General features: G+C 63.3%; 14 protein-coding genes. 10 read left to right on the top strand and 4 right to left on the bottom strand.

Annotation, left to right across the window (positions count from 1 at the left end):
• Positions 1 to 144 precede the first annotated feature (144 nt).
• Both MOQ67_RS06815 and MOQ67_RS06820 read left to right on the top strand, forming a co-directional pair.
• Positions 145 to 1,119: a CobW family GTP-binding protein gene (locus tag MOQ67_RS06815; protein WP_448675890.1), complete on the top strand. Its 975-nt coding sequence runs from the start codon at positions 145 to 147 to the stop codon at positions 1,117 to 1,119.
• Complete coding sequence (locus MOQ67_RS06820) at positions 1,116 to 2,288, top strand: ABC transporter substrate-binding protein (protein ID WP_026139746.1); 1,173 nt, start codon at positions 1,116 to 1,118, stop codon at positions 2,286 to 2,288. The genes MOQ67_RS06815 and MOQ67_RS06820 overlap by 4 nt, the downstream gene beginning before the upstream one ends.
• Before the next feature lie 62 nt (positions 2,289 to 2,350).
• Here the strand turns inward: MOQ67_RS06820 and MOQ67_RS06825 are convergent, their stop codons facing one another.
• Together MOQ67_RS06825 and MOQ67_RS06830 are read right to left on the bottom strand one after the other, a co-directional pair.
• Positions 2,351 to 4,762 carry a glucose/quinate/shikimate family membrane-bound PQQ-dependent dehydrogenase gene (locus MOQ67_RS06825; RefSeq protein ID WP_046488581.1) on the bottom strand — a complete coding sequence of 804 codons (2,412 nt, stop codon included), beginning with the start codon at positions 4,760 to 4,762 and terminating at the stop codon, positions 2,351 to 2,353.
• A gap of 933 nt (positions 4,763 to 5,695) precedes the next feature.
• Positions 5,696 to 7,714, bottom strand: coding sequence for a TonB-dependent receptor (locus tag MOQ67_RS06830; RefSeq protein WP_448675891.1), 2,019 nt, complete (start codon positions 7,712 to 7,714; stop codon positions 5,696 to 5,698).
• A gap of 210 nt (positions 7,715 to 7,924) precedes the next feature.
• Here MOQ67_RS06830 and MOQ67_RS06835 point away from each other — a divergent pair, with 210 nt between their 5' ends.
• Together MOQ67_RS06835 and MOQ67_RS06840 are read left to right on the top strand one after the other, a co-directional pair.
• Positions 7,925 to 8,158 (top strand): VF530 family protein, encoded by a 234-nt coding sequence (locus tag MOQ67_RS06835; protein ID WP_448675892.1) that lies wholly within the window; start codon positions 7,925 to 7,927, stop codon positions 8,156 to 8,158.
• A gap of 4 nt (positions 8,159 to 8,162) precedes the next feature.
• Positions 8,163 to 8,786 (top strand): Pr6Pr family membrane protein, encoded by a 624-nt coding sequence (locus tag MOQ67_RS06840; protein WP_017844565.1) that lies wholly within the window; start codon positions 8,163 to 8,165, stop codon positions 8,784 to 8,786.
• Between the two features lies 1 nt (position 8,787).
• Here the strand turns inward: MOQ67_RS06840 and MOQ67_RS06845 are convergent, their stop codons facing one another.
• Together MOQ67_RS06845 and MOQ67_RS06850 are read right to left on the bottom strand one after the other, a co-directional pair.
• The gene (locus MOQ67_RS06845) at positions 8,788 to 9,555 is read right to left on the bottom strand and encodes a siderophore-interacting protein (RefSeq protein ID WP_046485831.1); all 768 of its coding nucleotides are present in this window, start codon (positions 9,553 to 9,555) and stop codon (positions 8,788 to 8,790) included.
• The gene (locus tag MOQ67_RS06850; protein ID WP_017844567.1) at positions 9,552 to 10,121 is read right to left on the bottom strand and encodes a PadR family transcriptional regulator; all 570 of its coding nucleotides are present in this window, start codon (positions 10,119 to 10,121) and stop codon (positions 9,552 to 9,554) included. Before MOQ67_RS06850 ends, MOQ67_RS06845 begins: the two co-directional genes overlap by 4 nt.
• Before the next feature lie 157 nt (positions 10,122 to 10,278).
• Here MOQ67_RS06850 and MOQ67_RS06855 point away from each other — a divergent pair, with 157 nt between their 5' ends.
• The 6 genes from MOQ67_RS06855 (at position 10,279) to MOQ67_RS06880 (ending at position 22,142) form a co-directional block, all read left to right on the top strand.
• A complete protein-coding gene (locus MOQ67_RS06855) occupies positions 10,279 to 15,990 on the top strand; it encodes a dermonecrotic toxin domain-containing protein (RefSeq protein WP_448675893.1) in 5,712 nt (1,903 codons plus the stop codon).
• A 444-nt stretch (positions 15,991 to 16,434) separates the two neighbouring features.
• On the top strand, positions 16,435 to 16,926 hold the full coding sequence (locus MOQ67_RS06860; protein ID WP_046384572.1) for a CS1 type fimbrial major subunit: 492 nt from the start codon (positions 16,435 to 16,437) through the stop codon (positions 16,924 to 16,926).
• A 114-nt stretch (positions 16,927 to 17,040) separates the two neighbouring features.
• A complete protein-coding gene (locus MOQ67_RS06865; RefSeq protein ID WP_017844571.1) occupies positions 17,041 to 19,560 on the top strand; it encodes a TcfC E-set like domain-containing protein in 2,520 nt (839 codons plus the stop codon).
• A gap of 118 nt (positions 19,561 to 19,678) precedes the next feature.
• A complete protein-coding gene (locus MOQ67_RS06870; protein WP_448675894.1) occupies positions 19,679 to 20,419 on the top strand; it encodes a molecular chaperone in 741 nt (246 codons plus the stop codon).
• Positions 20,416 to 20,886, top strand: a complete 471-nt coding sequence (locus MOQ67_RS06875; protein ID WP_017844573.1) for a CS1 type fimbrial major subunit — start codon at positions 20,416 to 20,418, stop codon at positions 20,884 to 20,886. Before MOQ67_RS06870 ends, MOQ67_RS06875 begins: the two co-directional genes overlap by 4 nt.
• A gap of 41 nt (positions 20,887 to 20,927) precedes the next feature.
• Entirely contained in the window at positions 20,928 to 22,142 is a 1,215-nt protein-coding gene (locus MOQ67_RS06880; protein ID WP_017844574.1) for a hypothetical protein, read from the top strand.
• Positions 22,143 to 22,157 lie beyond the last annotated feature (15 nt).

Consider the following 22,157-nt stretch of genomic DNA (forward strand, 5'->3'; position numbering starts at 1 on the left):
AACTACTCGATCACTTGGAATGCTCCCTGTAGGAGCGAGCTTGCTCGCGAAAAGCCCGAGAACGCCGCGTGCATCCAGGATGCCCGCGTCATCGTTGACGATTTTCGCGAGCAAGCTCGCTCCTACAAGGGGCGGAGGTAACATATGAGTATTGCCCTCAACGTCATCACCGGCTTCCTCGGCAGCGGCAAGACCAGCTTGCTCACGCGTCTGCTGCAGGGCGAAAGCCTCGGCGACACGGCGCTGCTGATCAATGAGTTCGGCGACGTCGGCATCGACCACCTGCTGGTGGAAGAGGTCGCGCCGGACACGGTGCTGCTGCCCGGCGGCTGCGTGTGCTGCTCGATTCGCGGCGAACTCAAAGACGCATTGCTCAGCCTGTTGCAACGCCGCGAGCGCGGCGAGATCCCGGCCTTCAAGCGGATGATCCTGGAAACCACCGGCCTGGCCGACCCGGCGCCGATCCTCGCGACCCTCAACAACGACGTGCAACTGCGCGGGCGTGTTCATATCGGCCTGGTCATCACCCTGGTCGACGCCAGCCACGCGGCCCTGCAGGAACGCCTGCACCCGGAATGGCTGGCCCAGGTGGCGGCGGCGGATCGCTTGCTGCTGAGCAAGACCGACCTTGTGGACGACTGCACGCCGCTGCGCCTGCACCTGCAGGCGCTGAACGCGGGCACGCCGATCCTTGATAGCCGCGACATCCACAGCGGCGATCAACTGCTGCTCGGCGCAGGTCTGCGCAGCGCCGAACCGGCCGCCGAAGTCAGGCGCTGGCAACTGCACCGGACCACCACCGCCCGCCACGGCGCCGCGCAAGTCTGCTGCCTGAGCTTCGACCGGCCGCTGGATTGGGTCGGTTTCGGAGTGTGGTTGTCGATGCTGTTAAGATGCCATGGCGAACGAATCCTTCGCGTCAAAGGACTGCTCAACGTGAACGCAAGCTCGGCCCCCATCGTCATTCATGGTGTGCAGCACTGCCTGCATGCGCCGGTCCACCTGCCAGCGTGGCCGGGCAGCGACCGCCAATCGCGCCTGGTGTTTATCCTGCGCGGCCTCGACCCGGTGCTGCTGCGCCGCTCGTTTGAGGCGTTTTCACGGCGGTTCGCGGCATGATCACCTTAAGAGTCCTCGGTACGTCGGTGACCTTGCTCGAATGCTTGCGCGTGCGGGCCGAACAGGAACTGGGCATTCGCCTGGTGTACCAGGTGCATGACGTCGAACAGGCCCAGCGCATCGCCGTGATGCAGCCCGACAGCTACGACCTGTACGACCAGTGGTTCCACAACGTCGACTTCGTGTGGCCCGCCCGCGCGATCCAACCCATCGACACGCGGCGTATCGCCTTGTGGCATGAGATCAACGACCTGCCCAAGCGCGGTCGCCTGTCGCCCAGCGACCGCCTGGGCAGTGGCAGCGTGCCCAGCGAGCGGTTGTTTGTGCAGCACGATGGCAGCCTCGGCAGCACGGTCACCGAACGCATCAGCATGTTGCCGCTGACCCACAACGCCGACAGCTTCGCCTACCGCCCCGAGCGCCTGCCCGAGGCGTTCAGCCGCAGCAATGAAAGCTGGGGCTGGCTGCTCGACCCGCTGTTGCGCGCGCGTACCGCGTTGCAAAGTGACGCGGCCATCGGCGCGCTCGATGCCGCGTTGGCGGTGCAGGGCGCCGGGCTGGCGAGGTTCAGGGACATCGGCAACATGAGCATCGAAGAGATCGACGTACTCGCCGATATCCTGGTGCGCAAGCAGAAGGAAGGGCACTTCGCGGCGTTCTGGTCCGACGATGAAGAAGCCGCGCAATTGATGCTCAGCCCGAACATCGATATCCAGAGCCTGTGGTCGCCGACCCTGATGCGCCTGCATCGCGCCGGGGTGAAGTACCGCCTGGCAGTGCCGCGTGAAGGCTATCGCGCCTGGTTCGGCGGCCTGTCGTTGTCGCGCCATGCCCAGGGCCCGGTGCTCGACGCGGCTTATGCGTACCTCAATTGGTGGTTGTCCGGCTGGCCGGGCGCGGTGATGGCGCGCCAGGGTTACTACATCGGCAACCCGGCACGCAGCCGCGATCACTTGACCAGCGCCGAATGGGACTACTGGTACGCCGGCAAGCCCGCGCGCGAAGAGTTACCGGGCAGCGACGGCCTGCCGCTGATCGATATCGGCGAAGTGCGCGACGGCGGCTCCTATGAGCAGCGCATGGGACATATCGCGGTGTGGAATTCGGTGATGGATGAACACAACTACCTGGTGCGGCGCTGGGGGGATTTCATGCGCGCGCGAGGCTGATGCCAACCAAAAAAGGCGGCTACCTGTGAGGGTAGCCGCCTTTGTTTTGCTGCAGGTTTTGCTTAATCCGGCAGTTTGAACGCCATCACATAGTCACCCTGCTTGGTGCCCAGGGAGCCGTGACCGCCGGCCACGACCAGCACGTATTGCTTGCCGTCCTTGCCGGTGTAGGTCATCGGTGTGGTTTGCGCACCGGCTGGCAGGCGACCTTCCCACAGTTGCTTGCCGTTTTTCACGTCATAGGCACGCAGGTACTGGTCGAGGGTGCCGCTGAGGAAGGACACGCCACCGGCCGTGGTGAAAGTGCCGCCCAGGCTAGGCACGCCCATGGTCAGCGGGACCGGAACCGGCGAGCTGTCGCGCACGGTGCCGTTCTTGTGCATCCAGATGGTTTTGTGGGTGGTCAGGTCGACCGCCGCCACATAACCCCACGCCGGCGCCTGGCACGGCAGGCCCATCGGCGACAGCATCGCTTCGAGGATCACGCCGTAGGGCGCGCCTTTGTTCGGTTGCACGCCTTGGGTTTCGCTGATGCGCGGGCCTTGCTTGGCAATGTCGGCCGCCGGGATCAGTTTCGATTTGAACGCCATGTAGCTCGGGTTCACGAACGCGATCTGGCGCACCGGGTCGACGGAAATGCCACCCCAGTCGAACACGCCGAAGTTACCCGGATAAACGATGGAACCTTGCAGCGAAGGCGGGGTGAACGCACCGTCGTAGCGCATGGATTTGAAATCGATGCGGCACAGCATCTGGTCGAACGGGGTCACGCCCCACATGTCGCGCTCTTTGAGCGGCGGTGGCATGAAGTTCAGATCAGACTTCGGTTGCGTCGGCGCGGTGTGATCGCCCGCGACTGCGCCTTGCGGCACGGCCACTTCGTGGATTGGCACCACCGGTTGGCCGGTGGCGCGGTCCAGCACGTAGATGCTGCCTTGTTTGGTCGACGCCATCACCGCTTGTTTCACGCCGGCTTCGGTCTTGATGTCGATCAGCGAAGGCTGGCCGCCCACGTCCATGTCCCACAGGTCATGGTGGGTGAACTGGAAGGTCCACTTCACGTGGCCGCTGTCGATGTCCAGGGCGGTCAGGCCGGCGCTGTATTTTTCCGAGTCTTCGGTACGGTCGCCGCCGTATTGGTCGGGCATCTGGTTGCCCATCGGCAGGTAGAGCATGCCGAGTTTTTCATCCACAGAGAACATGGACCACATGTTCGGCGAGTTGCGGGTGTAGGTCTTGCCTTCGGCCAACGGGGTGGTGTCGTCCGGGTTGCCGCTGTCCCAGTTCCACACCAGCTTGCCGGTGTGGACGTCGAACGCGCGGATCACGCCGCTGGGCTCGTCGGTGGAGACGTTATCGGTGACGTGACCGCCGATCACCACCAGGTTTTTGGTCACCGCCGGTGGCGAAGTGGAGTAGTAACCGCCTGGGGCGAAGCTGCCGATATTGGCACGCAGGTCGACCTGGCCTTTGTCGCCGAAGTCTTCGCACATCTTGCCGGTGTCGGCGTTCAGGGCGATCAGGCGGGTGTCGGCGGTCGGCACGAAGATGCGTTTCGGGCAGGCGTTCGGCGCGGCAGCCGGGCTGGCGCTGCCGGTCGGGCTCTGTTCGGAGGCGTAGGCGGCGTCATCGTGATACGACACGCCACGGCAGGTCATGTGCGCCCAGCCCTTGAAGTTTGCGGCACCTTCGGTGCTGATCTTCGGGTCGAAACGCCAGATTTCCTTGCCGGTATCCGGGTCCAGGGCAATCACCTGGCTGTGCGGGGTACACACGTAGAGCATGCCGTTGACTTTCAGCGGGGTGTTTTCCGCGGTGGTCTCGCCCGGGTCGTTCGGGCCTGGGATGTCGCCGGTGCGGTAGGTCCACGCTGGAACCAGTTTGTGGGCGTTTTCCGGGGTGATCTGCGCCAGGGGCGAGTAGCGATCGCCGTAGGCCGAACGGCCGTAGGAATTCCAGTCGCCATCGGCCTGGGTCGGCGCGGCGCTGGCCATGCCCGGTACTGCGTCGCGGTCCAGTTGGCCTTTGATTTCACCCGGGTGGGTGAATTGGCTGGCCACGGCGGCAGCGCCGGCCAGGACCACGGCCACGCTCAGCGCGCCGGTGCCCAGTGGGGCCGATTGGCCACGCAGCAACGGACGGCGAAACCATGGGAGCAGCATGACGATGCCCAGGGCGAACAGCAGTGCCAGGCGCGGTACCAACTGCCACCAGTCCAGGCCGACTTCCCACAGTGCCCACACGGTGCTGGCGAACAGTACCAGTGCGTATAGGCCCAGCGCGGCGCGGCGGGTGGCCAGCAGCAGAAGGCCGGTCAGGGTGATGCCGATGCCGGCCAGCAGGTAGTACAGCGACCCGCCGAGCAGGCTCAGCTTGATACCGCCGGCCAGTAAGGCCAGGCCCATGATCAGCAGCAAGACGCCTAGCAGCCTGGGCAGTAGGCGGCTTGGGCTTGAGGCACCATCAGTGCTCATAGTGTGTTTCTCCGTGACGTTGGAATTATGTGTCCCCGTGTGTCTTCACTGTAGATGACGATTTGGCACGGGCTTGGTTCAGCGTGAGTCGGTTTTTCCTGGGGATAGCGGGGGGTATCCACAGGGGGGTGATTTATTTTTAGGCGCGGTCGGGTGTGAGACAGCGCTGTCTTTGTAGCGAGGGGGGTTCGGTAGGTTGGGGTTGACCGAGAGTGAATCGTTTCAGGTTATTGCCGCCAAGGATAATGCGGTGGGGCGTTGAGAGAAAGTGAAAATCGCAAGATGCATTATTTCGGATTTGGTAACAGTGACAGAATGTCGCTGTTAAACGGGGGGCGGTGTTGGCGTGGCGGCTTTGTAGGCAGCCCGGGGAGTGGGGTGTATATCCGTTTCTTTGGTAACGGCGGCTATGGGTTCCGCCCTTACGGCGGGTCACTTTGGAAAAGCCCCAAAGTAACCAAAGGGCTCTTGCCCCACCACTCGGCACCTCGCTAGTGCTCGGTGTGCCCGAACGCAGGCTTGAATCCGTGGGCCGCCGTCATGGGCCATCCCTGGCCCAGGACGGCTAACCCGGCGTCCTGCCGGGTTACCCACGGATTCAAGCCTGCGTTCGGCCAGCGTGGTTTAACGGGGCGCCTCAGATCAAGATCAAGATCAAGAGCCTCGCTTCGCATTGTGGAGTGCTTTGGATCAAAAGCGGATCAAGAGCCTCGCTTTGCATTGTGGGGTGCTTTGGATCAAAAGCAGGTCAAGAGCCTCGCTTCGCATTGTGGAGTGCTTTGGATCAAAAGCGGATCAAGAGCCTCGCTTCGCATTGTGGAGTGCTTTGGATCAAAAGCAGGTCAAGAGCCTCGCTTCGCATTGTGGGGTGCTTTGGATCAAAAGCGGATCAAGAGCCTCGCTTTGCATCGTTGGGCGGTTCTTTTTGGGGCGTTAGAAGGTGGTGCGCAGGCCCACTTGTACGCTTCTGCCTGCTGCCGGGGCGATGTCGCGCAGGATCGAGCTGGCGTAGTGCACGGTTTGGTTGGTCAGGTTTTCGCCATTGACGAATGCCAGCCACTGGCTGCCGCCGACGTTGAAGCGATAGCCGGCGCTGGCGCCCAGTGTGGTGTAGCCGTCGGTGCCGCTTTCGTTGGAGGGCACACGGCCTTGTCCGGCGGCGTGTTCGATGTCGATGCGCGCTTGCCAGCGGTCCAGTTCCCACAGCAAGCCGCTGTTCAGGCGTAGCGGTGCGATGCGCGGCAGGGCTTCGCCGGTGTCGAGGTTGGTGGCGCGGGTGTAGTCGCCCGACAGTTCCAGTGCGAACTTGCCGTAGGCGCCTTCGCCGAGCTTCCAGTGATCCTGGGCTTCAAAGCCGGCGAAACGGGCACGCACTCCCGAGTATTCGTATTCGGGGATGCCGCCGGCGTCTTCTTCACCTTCGTCGTTCAATGTGCGACCTGTGCCCAGCAGGCCGATGTAGTTGGAGAAACGGCTGTAGAACACGCCGAAGCTGCCCTTGTGCGTGCCGTTGTCAAAGCGCAGTGCGAGGTCGCTGGATACGGCTTTTTCTTTCTTCAGGTTGGCGTTGCCCAACTCGTAGGTGCCGGTGGCGACGTGAGCGCCGTTGGCGTACAGCTCGTAGAAGGTTGGCGCGCGTTCGGTGTAGCCCAGGGTTGCGGCCAGCGACCAGATCGGCGTGAGGGTGTACACCGCGCCGGACGACAGGCTGCCGGCGGTGAAGTCGTTGGTCTTGTCGGCATTGGCGAAGCGCGCGTTGCCTTTGCTGTCCGGGTCGACGCTGGTGTGCTCCAGGCGCCCGCCGAGGCTGAGTTTCAGGCGCTCGGTGGCCTGCATTTCTTCGAGGATGAACAGCGCGCCGGCGTTGGTGTCGGTCTGCGGTACGAAGGCTTCTTCGCCGAGGGCCGAGAACTCGTTGCGGGTCACTTGTGCGCCGACCACGCCGTCGAACGGGCCGAGCGGCTGGTGGCGCGCTTCAACCCGGGCTTCATAGCCTTTGTTCTTGAAGATCGTGCCGGTTTCGCCGCCTTCGATTTCGCGGTGCTCGTAGTCGGTGTAGCCGGCGTCGAGTTTCACCGAGGTGAACGGGCCTTGCAGGTTGCGTACCTCGGAGGCAAACGCGTAGTGGTCCTGCTTCATGCGGATTCGCACAGCCTGTTCGGCGGGTGAGCCGTAGTTGCTGTCGTAGGTGCTGTAGGACAGCCCGGCATAACCGTCGTCCCAGGTGTAGGAACCGCCCAGCGCACCGCCGTCCTGGCGCCCGTCGCTGTTGCCCAGGCGGCCGTTTTTGCCGGGGCCGTCTTCGGCTTCCGGGGCGTGGCGGCTGCGGGCTTGGCCCGGGATTTTGAGGTCGTTGAATTCCCGCGCATTCGCGTCCAGGTGCAGGGCGAAGGTGCCGTTGCCGGCTTCGAGTTTGCCCGCGCTGCTGCGCGTGGTGTCGGCGCCGCCGTAGCGTAATTCGCCGGCGCCGTGGATGCCTTCGATGGCTTCGGTGGGGATGCGATTGTCGAAGGTGTTGACCACCCCGCCGATGGCGCTGCCGCCGTACAACAGGGCCGCCGGGCCGCGCACGATTTCGATGCGGTCGACGTTGACCGGGTCCAGCGGCACGGCGTGGTCGTAGGACAGCGACGACGCATCCAGCGCGCCCACGCCGTTGCGCAGCAGGCGAATGCGGTCGCCATCCTGGCCGCGGATGATCGGTCGGCTGGCGCCCGGGCCGAAGTAGGACGACGACACGCCCGGTTGCTTGTTCAGGGTTTCGCCGAGGCTGCCTTTTTGCTGCAGGGTCAGCTCATCGCCTTCCAGCACGGTGGTCGGCGAAGCCAGTTGCGCGCTGCCCAGGGGGTTGGCGGTGATGACTTGGGGTTGCAGTTCCAGCGCATGGGCTTCGGAGCAGATCAGCAGGGCGGCGGCGAGGGGCGACAAGCGCCAGGCAGAGGAGAGGGACATCGGACATTCCTTGGCAAACGACAAAAAGAGAAGGCGGCAAATGGTAACGAACAGCTTACGGCTGATAACTATCGTTACAATATAACATCTCTTTTTGCCCTGAAAAGGGCAACTTTTCCCCAGGGGCTATATTCAATGCGGTGCTTCCACCTGTTCGCCCCGTCGGCTAAGGTGCGCGGCTGTATTTCCTCTTTTTGCAAAAGGCCTGGCATGACCGCGACAAGCAACGACCCGCTTCACGGCGTGACTCTGCAACACGTCCTCACCACCCTGGTGGAACACTACGAATGGAGCGGTCTGGCCGAGCGCATCGATGTCCGCTGTTTCAAGAGCGACCCGAGCATCAAGTCGAGCCTGACGTTCCTGCGCAAAACCCCGTGGGCGCGGGAGAAAGTCGAAGGGCTGTACGTGAAACTGATGCGTACCAAACGCCTGTTGGACTGAGCCCATGAAACGCTGTGTGACGGCGGCGGCCCTGGCCGGTTGGGTGGGGTTGGCGATTCAGCAATACCTGATTTTCTATTCGCGCTGGTCGACGGGCGCCAGCCTGTTGGGCGGGCTGGTCAACTTCTTCAGCTTCTTCACCGTGTTGACCAACACCCTGGTGGTGGTGGTGCTGAGCTACGCCGTGGTTGATCGTGATTCAGCGGCGAAGCGGTTTTTCCTGGCGCCCAGGGTCAGCAGCGCGATTGTCGCCAGCATCGTGCTGGTGAGCCTGGCCTATAACCTGTTGCTGCGGCACCTGTGGCAGCCCGAAGGGTTCCAGTTCATCGCCGACGAATTGCTGCACGACGTGATGCCGCTGCTGTTTGTCGTCTACTGGTGGCGCTGTGTGCCCAAGGGCACGTTGCAGTGCAAACACATTGGCCTGTGGGTGTTGTACCCGTTGGTGTACTTCGCCTATGTGCTGCTGCGCGGGGATTTGCTCGGGCAATACCAGTATCCGTTTTTCGACGTCGGCACCCTCGGTTATCCACAGGTGTTCGTGAATGCCGGGGGGATTCTGGCGGGGTTCGTGCTGATTGCTCTGGCGGTGGTGGGGTTGGATAAAAGCATCAAACCCCACGGATGACTCATTCTTCCTCACTGCCCTCGGCGCGCCAGTAGCCGACGGCCTTGAGGAACGCTTCATCGACCTTGTGCGTATCCAGCAGCACCCGGCGCACCTGGCGCGACAGCTTGGTTTCCATCGCGACGAAGGTGTACAGCGCACCGCTCGGCAGCGTCAGTGCGCGCACGGTGTCGAGCAGGTCGGCCTGGCCGCGCACCACCCAAATCACTTCTACCTCGGCCGCGCTTTGCAGTGCTTGCCGTTCCGCCGCATCGGCGATTTCGATCACCGCCAGCACCGTGCGCCCGGCCGGCAGTTCTTCGAGGCGGCGGGCGATGGCGGGCAGGGCGGTTTCGTCGCCGATCAGCAGGTAGCTGTCGAAGATGTCCGGCACGATCATCGAGCCCCGTGGGCCGCCGATGTACAGGTGCTGGCCGACTTGAGCCTGCTCGGCCCAGGTGGAGGCGGGGCCGTCGCCGTGCAGCACGAAGTCGATGTCCAACTCGCCGAGGTTCAGGTCGAAACGCCGTGGTGTGTAGTCGCGCATGGCCGGCTGCGGGCCATCGCCCTTGATGCTGAAGGTCGGGCTTTGCAGCGCGGCTTGCTCGGCGGCGTTCTGCGGGAACATCAGCTTGATGTGATCGTCACTGCCCAGGCTGACAAACCCCGCCAGTTCGGGGCCGCCGAGGGTGATGCGGCGCATGCGCGGGGTGATATCGACCACCCGCAGCACGTCGAGGCGACGGCGTTTGATCTCGTGGCTGACGCGATGGATGACGGGCGTATTCATTGATTTTCCCCCTGGACAGCTTGAACGGCCGGGCCGTCGACGATGGCTTGTGCGGTGCTGTTGAGCAGCGTGGCGACCCGCGCGATTTCTTCGGCGCTCCAGCGTCCGTGGTGCAGTTGCAAGGCATGACGCAGGTTATGCACCGCCTCGTGTATTTCGGGCGGGCGATCATGGCCGCGCAGCGAGCGTTTGCTCACGTCGATACGCATTCGCACGCCTTCCAGTGCAATCGCCTGCTCACTTAAAGAAAGACGACCGGCGTCGGTGATGGTGTAGCGTTTTTTTCCGCCTTCGGCATCGCCGCTGATCAATTCGCTTTCTTCAAGGAAGGTCAGGGTCGGGTAGATCACACCGGGGCTGGGGCTGTAGGCGCCGTCGAACAGGCCTTCGATCTGGCGGATCAGGTCGTAGCCGTGGCACGGCTGCTCGGCGATCAGCGCCAGCAACAGCAACTTCAGGTCGCCGGGGGCGAACACGCGTGGGCCGCGACCGCCGCGTTCACGGCCGGGGCGTTTTTCGAAGCCGTCGCGGCCGTCGCCGTGGGAATGGGGATGATGCTCTCTCATTTTGGGTCTCTCCGTTTTGGTTAAGATATAACTTAAGATATATCTTTAGACTGTTCAAGATCAGTCGACCAACGGTCGCGGCCTACTTAACTACCACCGTCCCGCGTGATGCGCCCAGCATGCTGATGGCTCTTCCCATGTGCATGGAGCCAGTGCGATGAGCACATTGATTTCTCCCCCTTACTCGCCAACCTCCTTGGAAATACGCGGTTATCTGCATCAGATCGGTCACCAGTTGCTCGAAACCGACACCCCGTTACTGTCCAAGCGGCCGCTCCCCGTCGAGTTACAACAGCTTGAAAAACTCAACCAGACGCTCACGGCGCACGCGCGCGCTCACTTCGACCGCTGTCGTGCGCTGTATGCCGATGTGGCGCAGGCCGACCTGCAAAGTGACGAGGGCAAGCAACGGCTGGCGACGCTCAAGCGCGACCTCACGGCGCACTTGCAGAAACTGGACGAAACCGGGGTGTTGGGCGGCCAAAGCCTGCGCACGTTCATGGCCAACGACGCCGGCCTGGTCGCGTTGGAACTCGAAGCCAGGCTCAACATCCAGGACTCTCTGCTGCATCGTGAAGAGGCCCGCCTGGTGCAGAACCTGGGGCTCGGGCCGAGCTTTCGACCGGGCATCTATGCGCTGACTTTCAGCTATCGAGCCCAGACGATCGAGTTCGCCGGGGCCTTTGTGTTGACCGAAAAAAACACCCCCGTGGTCGCGCAGCTGACCCCGGCCGACGATGCCGGCTACGTCGTGCTGTTCACGCCGGCCCGCGGCTTCGAGTCGTTCAGCTCGCTGGCCGAGATGAACCGCCGACTGCGCGAGACGATGGCGGTCGGCAGCTGGCGCAAGGAGTTCATGCGCCTGCTGCCGCGCCAGTACTGGGGGCTGTCCGTCATGGGCGTCTGGCCGTTGCAGCTGGTCCCCATCAACAGCGAACCGCTGTGCGAACACACCTACGACGCCAGGCTGGCCAAACGCGCGCTGGATATCGATTGGGCCTTGAGCCTGGACGCCAACCCCGACCATAGCGCCCGACAGCTGCTTGCCGAGTTGGACGACGCGATTCGCGCGGCCTTGCCCGACCTCAGCCCGCGCCTGGAATTGCGCGCCCAGCGCCTGCTCGACCGTTGCCTGGAGCACAGCGCCCCGGCCTGGTATCGCAACGCGCCGAGCCACCAGCGCGAGACCCTGGCGCGGCAGCTGAGCGAGTACGACGAGGCCCGCCAAGCCCTGCTGAACCTGTTCGGCCATGCCGCCTCGCCGCAGGCCCTGGCGCGCTATCAGTTGCTCGAACAACTGGCCGCTGACCTGGAAATCACCGACCTGGACCCCGACCGCCTGCAAGTCCGCACGCGCCGCAGTGTGGCCAGGGTCGGCGCCTACGAGCAGAAACACAACCTGACCGCGCTGGCGCTGCGCGGACTGCACACCGGCGACGAACTGCCCGGCTCGGCGTTTTTGCTCAATACCACCCTCACGTATGCCGACGCGCCGCTGCCCGAGCGCTATCAAGACCTGACCCCGGCCTATCTGGTCAGCCTGCTCGACAGCCTCAAACCGCGTGCGGAGTTTGAGGCCGTGCGCCGCGAGTACTACGCCAAGCCGCAGATCCACGCCGCCATCGAACAGATGCTCGACCGCCGCATCAATGCCCTGGCCTACGCGGCTACGCTGCAAAACCACATCACCGAGGCCGACTATCAACGCGTTTCCCGCCTGCGTCGCGGCACCGACGCGCAACTGCACGCGAGCAGCGTTGCGCTCAATGGCTGCGTGCTCAAGGACCTCTGGCTGCTGCGCGAGCGCGACGAGCAGGGCGCGATCCAGCGCTTGCTGCTGTGTACCCCCGAAGCGCCGCAGGCCCAGCAGTTTCATGGGTTCGACACGGAAACCGGCTGCCAGGCGCATATCCTCGGCTGGTGCGCGGACGAAACCATGCGCGCTTATCTGCTGGGGCAAGTCGCCCTCAAGTCCCGTGCGGGTCTGGAAACGTTCATGGCTGGCCTGGGCTTCATTCCGGCGCGCCAGGAATATCGCCACGTCACCTTCAGCCAGGCGGCCGACCACGCCGATTGCCTCAAGGCCCTGCGCGCCCAACTGCTGCAGGTGCAGACCGACGATTACCACTGGGGCACCCCGACGTGGTACCGGGCCGCCACCGAGGCCCAGCGTCGACAACTGACTCAACTGGCGGAAAACGCCGAAGGCGCGGCGAACACCTATGCGCAAAACCCGTTATCCGACGCCCGCTTCATCAGCTTCGAGCGCTTCCTGCATGCCCAGGCCAAGACGCAGCTCAACGCCCTGCTGGGGCGCCAGCGGCAAAACGATGTCGACCCCGATACGGTGTGGGTGCATTACCCCAAAGACTTCCCGGCGTTGACGCGCCCGGCGTCGGTGTCCTACACCCGCCTGTATCGCGATGGTTATGAGGATTCGCTGGGGTTTCTCGACGCCAGGTTCGACACCGTCGCCACCTTCATGGGCCCGGCCGGGGTCGACCTGAGCAAGCTCACGCCGCGCAACGTCGCGCTTTCGGTGCGCGGCGTATGGATCGGCCAGCGCTACGCCGATGAAGTCCAGGCCAAACTGCAAAACCCGGCCAGCCCCGGTTATGCCCTGCGCCGCGACGCAACGCTGGCGATCAACCAGTTGCAGTTGCACAGTGCGGCGCTCGAATCGCGCCTCAAAGGCCATATCGCCCAGGTCGATCTGGATTGGTTTGAACGCGCCATCAAGAGCCTGGACGACACCTCGGTCGAGACGCGCAGCACCTACAACGTGCATCGCCTGATGATCGACGGCGACTGGGTGATCGACACCTTGCTGTTCAGCCACGGCGCGAACCCGGTGTTGCTCTATACGCCGCAGGCGCCGGACGGCGTGTTCTTGCGCGAAGCCCGGCTGTTCAACTACCTGCTGAAAAAAGTCGACGGCATGCTCGATTACTTCAGCGCCCGCGTCGGTGTGCAGTCCCGGGTGCGCGTGCGGCGTTTTCTGCAAACCGCCCAGGCCGGCCTGCCCGCGGACCTCAACAGCACCGACCTGAGCCTGGCGCGCTACGACGCGATCGAGCGCGTGCCGCCCGTGCTCGACCTGCGTCACCTGCTGCACGACATGAAGTTGCAACGCAAGATCGACGACGTTGCCGCCACCACGGTCAATCGCAGCGACATGATCATGGGCCTGGTCTGGAGTTGCCTCGAACCGCTGATCGCCATTGCGACCGCACCGTTCCCGGTGTTGAGCCTGAGCCTGGGCCTGCTGCTGGCGCTCAAGGACGGCATGCTGGCCCTGCACGCCTACAACCAGGGCGACACCGATGCGGCGCTGCAACACTTCGTCGGCTACCTGAGCAACAGCCTCGGCGCAGTGTTCAGCGACCTGCGCCCGGCACTCAAGTCCATCGGCCCGCTGCTCCGGCCGATGCGCCACCTCATGCGCCCAGCAGCGCCGCGCCAGACCATGGCGTTGATCCAACAACTGCAGCCGCCGAGCCCCGCGCTCGCCGGTATGCAGGCGGTGTGGTTCGAGGGCCGGCCGTTGTGGGCGGGCAAAACCCCCGATGCCCTGGGCCGCTATCTGCTGTTTCGCCAGGACCCGGTGAGCGGCAAACTCGTGTCGACCGCCCGCCTGGTCAACCAGAACGCCAAGGGCCGCTGGGTGCGCTCGGGCCTCACCGGCGGGGCGCCGAAACGCCCCGCGCCAAGCCCCCACGCGTTGCAGCGCTATGAAGTTCCGCCGGAGCTGGCCAAGGACTACGAAAGCGTTCTGAGCGTGGAGTTTCGCAACACCTCCAGCGTCGATGAGTTGTTGGGCGAGGGTACCCGCGACAGCCTGCTGACCTATGAAATGGCCCCGCTCCAGGCCCCTTATCTGCACGCCTACCTGCAGTTGCGCGGCGATGCCGACACGTTCTTCGCCCAGCTCAATCCCATCGTTCCCAGGGCCGATGTACTGGCCTTCGAAGCCAGCGCGAGCCATCGGCACATCCTGGAAAGCGCCTTCAAGGAAAACCCCGGCTTGGTGGTGGGCGCCGTGCCTGGCTCGCTCGCCGCCAAACAGCTGCTGATCGACAATATGCACACCCTCTACGAGCAGGGCGTGAGGCGCCTGTACATCGAGTACCTGCCGGCGGACCTGTTCCGGGGCAAACTGGACAAGTTCAACGCCGGCGGCAGCTACTGGCACATCAGCGAGTACCTGAAAAAAGTCGAGGCAGCCCTGGGGATCGCCAACGACTCGCCGCACTCCTATCGCGCCCTGATCCTTGCGGCGCGCCGGCAAAACATCGCCGTCTGTGGGCTGGACGCGTCCACCGGCTACGAGGTGGACAAAGCCTTCAACCTGAAAAACGGTGCGCTGGTCAGCCCTCGGCCCAACGCCCAGCGAAACTTCTACTCCCACACGCTGATCGAGGCCGACATCGGCGCAAAACCCGGCGAAGGGTGGGTCGCCCTGGTCGACAGCCGCCGTCTCAACACGCACACCCAGACCCCGGGCCTGGCCGACCTGCAAAAGACCCTGAGTGTGCGCGTCGAAGACGTCGCCCCCGGCCAACTGGTGGGCATCTGGAACGATACGCCCGGCGCGATCGTCGACGACCCGGCGGCCAAAGCCGACTTCAAGCTGACCCTGCAAACCGCCTACACGGCGCCCCCGGCATTCGTCACCGCGCCTGGCCGCGCAAACGCGTACAGCGAGTTCGACATCGACTCGCGGTTCGTCCCCGAGCTGCATGAAATGGGCAAAGGCGCGCATGCGTTCGACACCCGTTATGGGTCGCTCAACCCGAAAATCGCCGCTGCCGAAAGCGCCTTCCGCAAGACCCGCGAGCGCCTGAACACAGCGGCGCAGGCGTTCTTCAAAACCCCTGAACTGCCCCCCAGGCCGACGTTGCCGGACCTGCCGGCGAACACCACGCCCGCCGACTTTATCGCGCAAAGCTACCAACACGCTCGGGGGCTGATTGTCTGCGAGAGCCACGTCGAGCAATCGAGCAAGGCGCTGCTGATCGATCAGATGAAGGCGCTCAAGCAGCAAGGCGTCAAAACCCTGTACATGGAGCACCTGTTCACCGACCTGCACCAGGCCGACCTGGATACCTTCCAGCGCACGGGCGTATTGCCCCCAGCGCTCAAAGACCGCCTGTGGACCCTCGACCGGGGCCACATGCCCGAGTACCGCGGGCCGCACACCTACACCAGCGTCGTGGAAGTGGCGGGCAAACACGGCCTGCGCATCCGCGCATTGGATTGCGTATCGAGCTACCACACCAAGGGCATGAGCGCGCCGCAGACGTCGCGCATTGCGATGTTCAACTTCTTTGCCGGCGAGGTCATCCGTCAAGACCAGGCTGCCGAGGGCGCGCACAAGTGGGTGGCGCACATGGGCAATGCCCATGTGCATTCGGTCGAAGGGATTGCGGGGGTGGCCCAGACGCAAGGGGCGATCAGCCTGCGGCTCTCAGATGTACCGGCGGGCACGGCCAGCGAGCTGCGCTCAGGGCTGCAATGGACCGTCGCCTACGGATCGTCGTTGTACCCCAACCGGCTGACGGCGATCCGCAGCGACTTCACCCTGGCTGTCGGCGTCCCTGGCATGCGTCCTCCTCGCGCCTATGTTCCCGCCGATCGTTCACGCTTGACGCGACCGGGGCAGTTCATGGTCGAGCAGCTTTCACCCCATGAAGTGAATCTGGTGCATCACTCGCGCAGCGGCGAGATCCTTTCCACGCCGGTGCAGATCGACGATCAAGGCCGCTTCTTCATCGAGCGCTGGGCAGAACTGAAGGACGAGCGGTTCAGCGCGTTCGAACGGCTGCTCTCGGCCCTCGATCAGGTGGTGAAACTCACCCACGTCCAGTAAGCCTGACCCCCCTGCCGGCGCGGGCAGGGGGGTGGAAAAGTCCAGATCCTACGTCAATAACACCGTCGTCAATCTAGGCGGTGGCCGTTGAAGGCGTAGAGTGATGCCCTCGTGTAGTTCCAATACTACAGATATGAAGTTGTGCGTTAAGTGTCTCCTGATAACTGTACTGCTTTTATTGAATTATCTGTGTGTCATTAACGTCTTACAGTCGTTTTTTTAAAAATCGTATTTATTGTATTTCTTCCTCCAGCGTAATGGCCTATTGGCCTGCATGTTTCTCGGAGCTTGCCTGCTTACTTTTAAAGCGCATTGGTCGAATATTTCCCGGCGTTGAATGTTCAGCCAAACAATGAACATTGCGCCGCGCTGTTAGTTGGAAGTGAGTCTTGACTTGCTTTTTAGTTAACCGCCTTCCTTTAAATGACTACTAGGTATTCAAGCATGATCAAGAAGTTTGCTGTTCTGCTCCCGCTGGCTGTTGCGGTATTGGGTTCTTCGGCTGCCATGGCCGCCAACGATGCAAGCACCACGATCAACATCAAGGCCGACATCCCTACCAAGCAGTTCCACGCCCAGCCCCTGGACCCCAACTTCGGTCGCGACGAAATCATGACCTACAACACCGTGACCGGCGAACTGAGCACGCTGTCCTCGATGTTCACCCTGAAAAACACCGGTGGCTCGATCGACGCCTACCTGCAGGACGGCCCGGCGGCGCTCACCAACGGCACGGACTCGATCCCGCTGACCATCACCCTGGGCACCGTGGCCCTGACCGGTAGCCCGCAAGAAGTGGCCGCCGACGCAGAGTCCAACCCCGGCCTGCAAAAAATGATGACCATCAAGGCCGCCAAGCCGGCGGACACCCAGACCGGTCTCTACACCAGCGTCGCCACAGTGATCTTCGACAACGTGCCGCGCACCGCTTTCTAAGCACCCGGCACGCGATAAGGCCGCGCCTTATCGATCACACCCACCGCCCGCAGGTTGTGTTCGCCTGCGGTCGGTTTCCAGATGGTTTGCAGTTCGCCATAGAGTATTAAGTTCATGTTCCCGATGAAACCCATCGCGGCGGCGCTGGCCCTGCTTGCCTGTTCGGCTGCCTGGGCGACGGCTGATAACAGTTATACGCCACGCAGTTTACTGGCTCAGGCGAAAGGTTTGCCGAGCGAATTCGAAGAGCATTTTTTTGATGTGCCCCTGGCCGTGCGTATCGAACGCGACGAAGTCTTTCTGGGCGAGGCGATGGTGATACTTTCGCGCGATGACCGCCTCACGCTGCTGGACTTTACCGATATCAGCGACAGCCCGATACAACCCGCTGAGCGCGATACCTGGAGCGACTACCTGCAACAAGGCGCGGCCCTGGGAAGTTGCACGCAAACCTGCCCGGAGAAGATGTTGGCGGTGCATTACAACCTGGAAAACTCGCTGGTCTCGATCCTCACGGAGAACGCCGAGCACGACACCGATCATCAACGTTATTACCACCAGCCCCAGGACGGCAGCACGGGCTTGATTGTCAGCAACCAGTTGAACCTCAACGGCGGCCAAGCGCAGGAACTCGGCGGACGTTTCGGGGTTGAAGCCAGCAGCAGCCTGGGGAACTGGAGCCATGCGCTCAACCTGCAACTGGCACGCCTCGGCGGGCCGGACACCCAGCTTTATCACGCACTGTATTCGCTGTACGCCCAGCGCGAATTCGAAGGCCAGTTCCTGCGCCTGGGCTATTTCACGCCCACCTCCGAGGGGCTCAATCGCCAGCCGCGTGCGTTCGGCGCCGCGCCGGATATCGCCGTGGGTGCGATGCTCGGCAGTTCCGACAGCCTGGCTATCAACAACCCCAAGCCCAGCGTGTACCCGATCTACGTCACCTCCAACCGCCAGGGCTCGGTAGAGATTTACCGCAACGGCCTGCTGATCAACACCCAGGCGGTGGCCGCCGGTTTGCAGAGCATCGATACGCGGCCGTTGCCCGGTGGCATTTATGAAGTGGAAGTGCGCCTGGTCGAGGACGGCCAGGTCACTGCCACCACCCAGGAGTTGGTGTACAAGCCCAACAACTGGCGCAACCATGACGAGCGCTGGCGCTACAACGTGTTCGCCGGCCGCGAAAGCACCTTGTTCAACAACTGGGAGCAACGCGACAAAGGCGATATGACCGCCGGCGCTTCGCTCAATTACCTGCTGCACCCGCGTGTGATCGTCGGCTTGTCCGGGCGCCAGGTGCAGGAGCGCATGCAATACGGCGCTTCCATCGACTGGACATTGGCGACCCAGGCGAGCCTGTACGCCAACGTCTACCAGACCCAGGACCACGGCACCGGCATGGACGTGCAAGGCCTCTACAGTTATGGCGCCGGCAGCGTGATCGCCAGCCACAACCGCAGTTGGCTGGACACCCGCAACACCTACGACACGCTGCCCGACGGCACGCGGCTGCGCACCCGGCAAACCTTCGTCGGCCAGACCAGTACCTCGTCGCTGTCGATCAACCACCGCCTGATCAACCAGCATTCGCTCAATGCACGCCTGTCCCACAGCCAGGGCAACGTCGAGGGCGTCGGCCTGGACCTGGGTTGGAGCAAGCACGACCGGTTGTTCGGCAGCGATGCCAATTGGCGCCTGTCGCTGTTCGACCGCCCCGCCAGCCGCAGCACCGGCGACCGGCGCAACCGTGGCGTCGACCTGACCCTCAACCTGGCCCTCGGTGGGCCGGGCGAGCAGTGGTCGGGCAGCATCGGCTCGCGCACCTCGCGCGACGGCAAACGTGACAACAATGGCTCGCTGACCTACCGCAAAGACCTCAGCGGCCATGTGCTGCAGAACGTCTCGGCCACCGTGCTGACCGACACCTACGGCGTCGGCCTGTCCGGCATGACCAGCTTCCACGGCGACATGCTCGCAGGCGATGCGTTTGCCCAGCGCTCCTCCTTCAACGGCAACCTCACCGGCGGCCTCAACCTGCACAGCACCTTCGCCGTCGGCGGCCAGAAGATGGCCCTGACCAGCCAGTACCACGGCGACGGCGCGGGCATGATCGTCGATGTGGAAACCGACCTCGACGACATCACCCTGCGCGCCGACGACCTCAGCGGTGGCAGCACCGCGCTGCGGCCGGGGCGCAACTTCGTGCCGCTCACCGCCTACCGGACCGGCTCTGTGGCGTTCGACTTCGACGGCAACCACCCGCCGGCGGCGAACATCCAGCCGCCGCGCAGCGCCTACCACATCAACAAGGGCGGGGTGGACTACCGCAAGATCCGCGTGATGAAAACCGTCACCGTGCTCGGTCGCCTGCTCGACCCGCAGGGCCGCCCGCTCAAGGGCCATCACGTGATCAACCATGCCAGCCGTGGCGTCAGCGAGGTCGATGGGTTCTTCTCGATGGAAATGAACGCCGGCTCGCCCACCCTGGAAGTGCGCCGGGGCAACCAGTTGCTCTGTCAGTTCCGCCTCGACCCGAGCAAGGCCCGCAGTGAAAACGATGTGCTGATGATCGGCGACCTGCGTTGCACGCCGGATACCTTGGCCGATGGCGCATTCGAGCGGCCGACGTCGGGGTGATTCGCACAGGGTGTAAGCCATGAACATCGATACGGATAGGCCTGTTCGGGCGCGGGTATTTGCGCTTCGCAAGTCGAGTGGGTTGGCTTCAGGCCAACCGTTAATGAGGTGTAAAGCAATGAAAGTATTAGCCGCAATCCTGGGCGTGTGGATGGTTTCCCTGGGGGTCCAGGCGGGCCCGAATATCAACGTCGGCGTGGTCTATGACTACCTGGACGGGAGCAAGAGCAGCTACCTCAAACGCATCTTCAACGGCGGCACCAGCACCGCGTTCGTCAAGGTCGAGATCCTCGAAATCGTCTACGACGCCAGCGGCGTGCCTCAGGAAATTCCCGTGCAATCCCTGGCCGACGCCAGCGCCCGCGATGGCCTGATGGCCAGCCCCGCGCGCCTGATCGTGCCGGCCAACGGCATGCAGGGCACGCGCTTGCTGTACATGGGCGAGCGCGCCAGCGAGCGTTACTTCCGGGTGCGCTACATCCCGGTGGTGCCGGAAAAAGAGGACGCTTTTGCCCTGTCCGAAGAAGAGCGTGAGGAATATCAAAAGACCCTGCAGGCCGGCGTCAGCGTGCTGGCCGGCTATGGCACGGTGTTTTTCGTGCGCCCCAAGGACACCCGCTACGACACCCGCATCAACGATGGCGCCACTCGCTATGAACTGCGCAACAACGGCAACAGCGTAATCGTGGTCGACGAGTTCAAGAACTGTGTGGCCGGCAAGCCGACCGATTGCCATCCGACCACCAAGAACCACGTGCTGCCGGGGCGTGCCTTTACCTTCGATAAACAAACCGGGCGTCACTACACCTTCAAGCTGGTGGAAGGCGACACGCAGAAGAATCAAGAGGTGAAAGGATGAGCCGCTGGGCCGTGTTGGCGCTGTTGAGCGCGCTCAGCTTCAGCGCCCTGGCCGCCCGCGAGGAGGCGGTGTTCCAGGTGTCGGTCAAAGTCCCCACCAGTGACTTCTATGTATTGCCGCTCAACCCCGGCTTTCTGGAGCGTGAGCAAACCCTGAGCTGGAACCCGGTGACTGAAACCCTGAGTGCGCTGCGCGAGCCTTTCGATGTGAAAAACGTGTTGGGCGCGGTGGACGCTTACCTCGCCTATGAACCGGTGCTGTTCAACGGCCGCGACAACATTGCGCTCACCGTCACCTTCAATCAGCAGGTGCTGGGGCTCGACGCCATGCGCGTGGTGCCGGAAGCCGAGGCCCGTGTCGGCAAACGGGTGCTGCTGGAAATTGCCGCACAGAAGCCTGAGGACGGTTACCTCCCCGGCCAGTACTTCGGCAACGTGCAGATCATTTTCGATGCGTTGCGCCCATGAACCGGGGGCCACGCTTGAGTTTTTTCAGAACGAGTGAACCCATGCAAATCAAAAACAAGGTGTTGGGGCTGTGGTTGGCCGGGCTGCTGGTGGGGCTGCCCGCCGACGTAACGGCGGCCACCGTGGACATCCTGGCCTCGTTCCGGCCGGACCCCAGCCAGCCGGCGCGCAACGTGTTCAAAAACCACACGCCGCCGGGTAACAGCTATTGCACCTGGGCGCCGCAGTACTGCAACGAGACGCGCTACAGCATCGGTCTTCCGATCGACTTTCGGATGAGCGCGCCGATCGTGCCGGGCGGGGACGATCGCAATCATCTGTTGTTTCATGCGCCGACCGAACGCAGAAACATCACCGTCGTGCATGACGAAACGGGAGAGGCCGAAACCCTTCAGTTCCGGATCAGTGGCATTGGCATGGTGTTCCGGTGGCTGCGGCAGGACCCCACTGTGCGTTGGGAACACGATTATCCACCGCCACCGTGTCAATCCAGCGGGGTGAGTGTCGGCAACCAATGGCTTTTCGCGTTCACCTGGTTTTTGCCGGAAGGTGTCAGGGGGTGTGCGCAAAGAGCCGCCAGCCATATCCCCGCCGAGACATTTTGGTTCGATGGCCTCGGTTTCACCTACGAATTGGTCACGCCCGACCCCCTGGGGATGAGGGCCGGGACCTACCGCGGGCAGGTGACGTACAGCGTCGGGCCGCACAAGGACTTCGACCTGGGCAACGTGATGTTACCCAACGATGAGCAGATCACCCTCAATTTCATTCTTTCGGTCGATCACATCCTCAAGGTCGAGATCCCGCCGGGCGGTGAGCGCGTCGAGTTGCTGCCCCAGGGTGGCTGGCAAGGCTGGTTGAGCCAGGGGCGCAAACCGACGCGGCTGTTCAGGGACCAGACCTTCAACTTCTATTCCACCGCGCGCTTCAGGATCGGCATGGAATGCCAGTACGTCGAGGCGGCAGACAACACCTGCCGGATCCGTGACGCCAGGTCGGGGCGCTCGGTGCCGTTGCAGGTCGGCGTGACCATGCCCCACGGCATCGTCGACCCCGAAGGTCAGCCGGTCCAGCGCCGTCCGCTGCGGCTGGACGGCAGCGGCACGCACCTGTTGCTGTCGACGATGTTCGTCGACCGCAAGCCTGGCACCCTGCATTTCGAAGTGGCGCGCGACGATGTGGAGACGATGTTGCAGCCCGGTGAGTCCGGCACCTATGAAGGGAACGTCACAGTGATCTGGGATTCGGAGGTGTAACCCGCGGGGGTTGCA

The organism is Pseudomonas sp. LY-1 (assembly GCF_053502595.1).

What these genes read in the sequence shown, in the direction of transcription:
- MOQ67_RS06825 (WP_046488581.1), bottom strand. Translation starts at nt 4,762, where the DNA reads ATGAGCACTGATGGTGCCTCAAGCCCAAGCCGCCTACTGCCCAGGCTG.
- MOQ67_RS06850 (WP_017844567.1), bottom strand. Translation starts at nt 10,121, where the DNA reads ATGAGAGAGCATCATCCCCATTCCCACGGCGACGGCCGCGACGGCTTC.
- MOQ67_RS06855 (WP_448675893.1), top strand. Translation starts at nt 10,279, where the DNA reads ATGAGCACATTGATTTCTCCCCCTTACTCGCCAACCTCCTTGGAAATA.
- MOQ67_RS06840 (WP_017844565.1), top strand. Translation starts at nt 8,163, where the DNA reads ATGAAACGCTGTGTGACGGCGGCGGCCCTGGCCGGTTGGGTGGGGTTG.
- MOQ67_RS06870 (WP_448675894.1), top strand. Translation starts at nt 19,679, where the DNA reads ATGAAAGTATTAGCCGCAATCCTGGGCGTGTGGATGGTTTCCCTGGGG.
- MOQ67_RS06835 (WP_448675892.1), top strand. Translation starts at nt 7,925, where the DNA reads ATGACCGCGACAAGCAACGACCCGCTTCACGGCGTGACTCTGCAACAC.
- MOQ67_RS06880 (WP_017844574.1), top strand. Translation starts at nt 20,928, where the DNA reads ATGCAAATCAAAAACAAGGTGTTGGGGCTGTGGTTGGCCGGGCTGCTG.
- MOQ67_RS06875 (WP_017844573.1), top strand. Translation starts at nt 20,416, where the DNA reads ATGAGCCGCTGGGCCGTGTTGGCGCTGTTGAGCGCGCTCAGCTTCAGC.
- MOQ67_RS06815 (WP_448675890.1), top strand. Translation starts at nt 145, where the DNA reads ATGAGTATTGCCCTCAACGTCATCACCGGCTTCCTCGGCAGCGGCAAG.
- MOQ67_RS06830 (WP_448675891.1), bottom strand. Translation starts at nt 7,714, where the DNA reads ATGTCCCTCTCCTCTGCCTGGCGCTTGTCGCCCCTCGCCGCCGCCCTG.
- MOQ67_RS06820 (WP_026139746.1), top strand. Translation starts at nt 1,116, where the DNA reads ATGATCACCTTAAGAGTCCTCGGTACGTCGGTGACCTTGCTCGAATGC.
- MOQ67_RS06845 (WP_046485831.1), bottom strand. Translation starts at nt 9,555, where the DNA reads ATGAATACGCCCGTCATCCATCGCGTCAGCCACGAGATCAAACGCCGT.
- MOQ67_RS06860 (WP_046384572.1), top strand. Translation starts at nt 16,435, where the DNA reads ATGATCAAGAAGTTTGCTGTTCTGCTCCCGCTGGCTGTTGCGGTATTG.
- MOQ67_RS06865 (WP_017844571.1), top strand. Translation starts at nt 17,041, where the DNA reads ATGTTCCCGATGAAACCCATCGCGGCGGCGCTGGCCCTGCTTGCCTGT.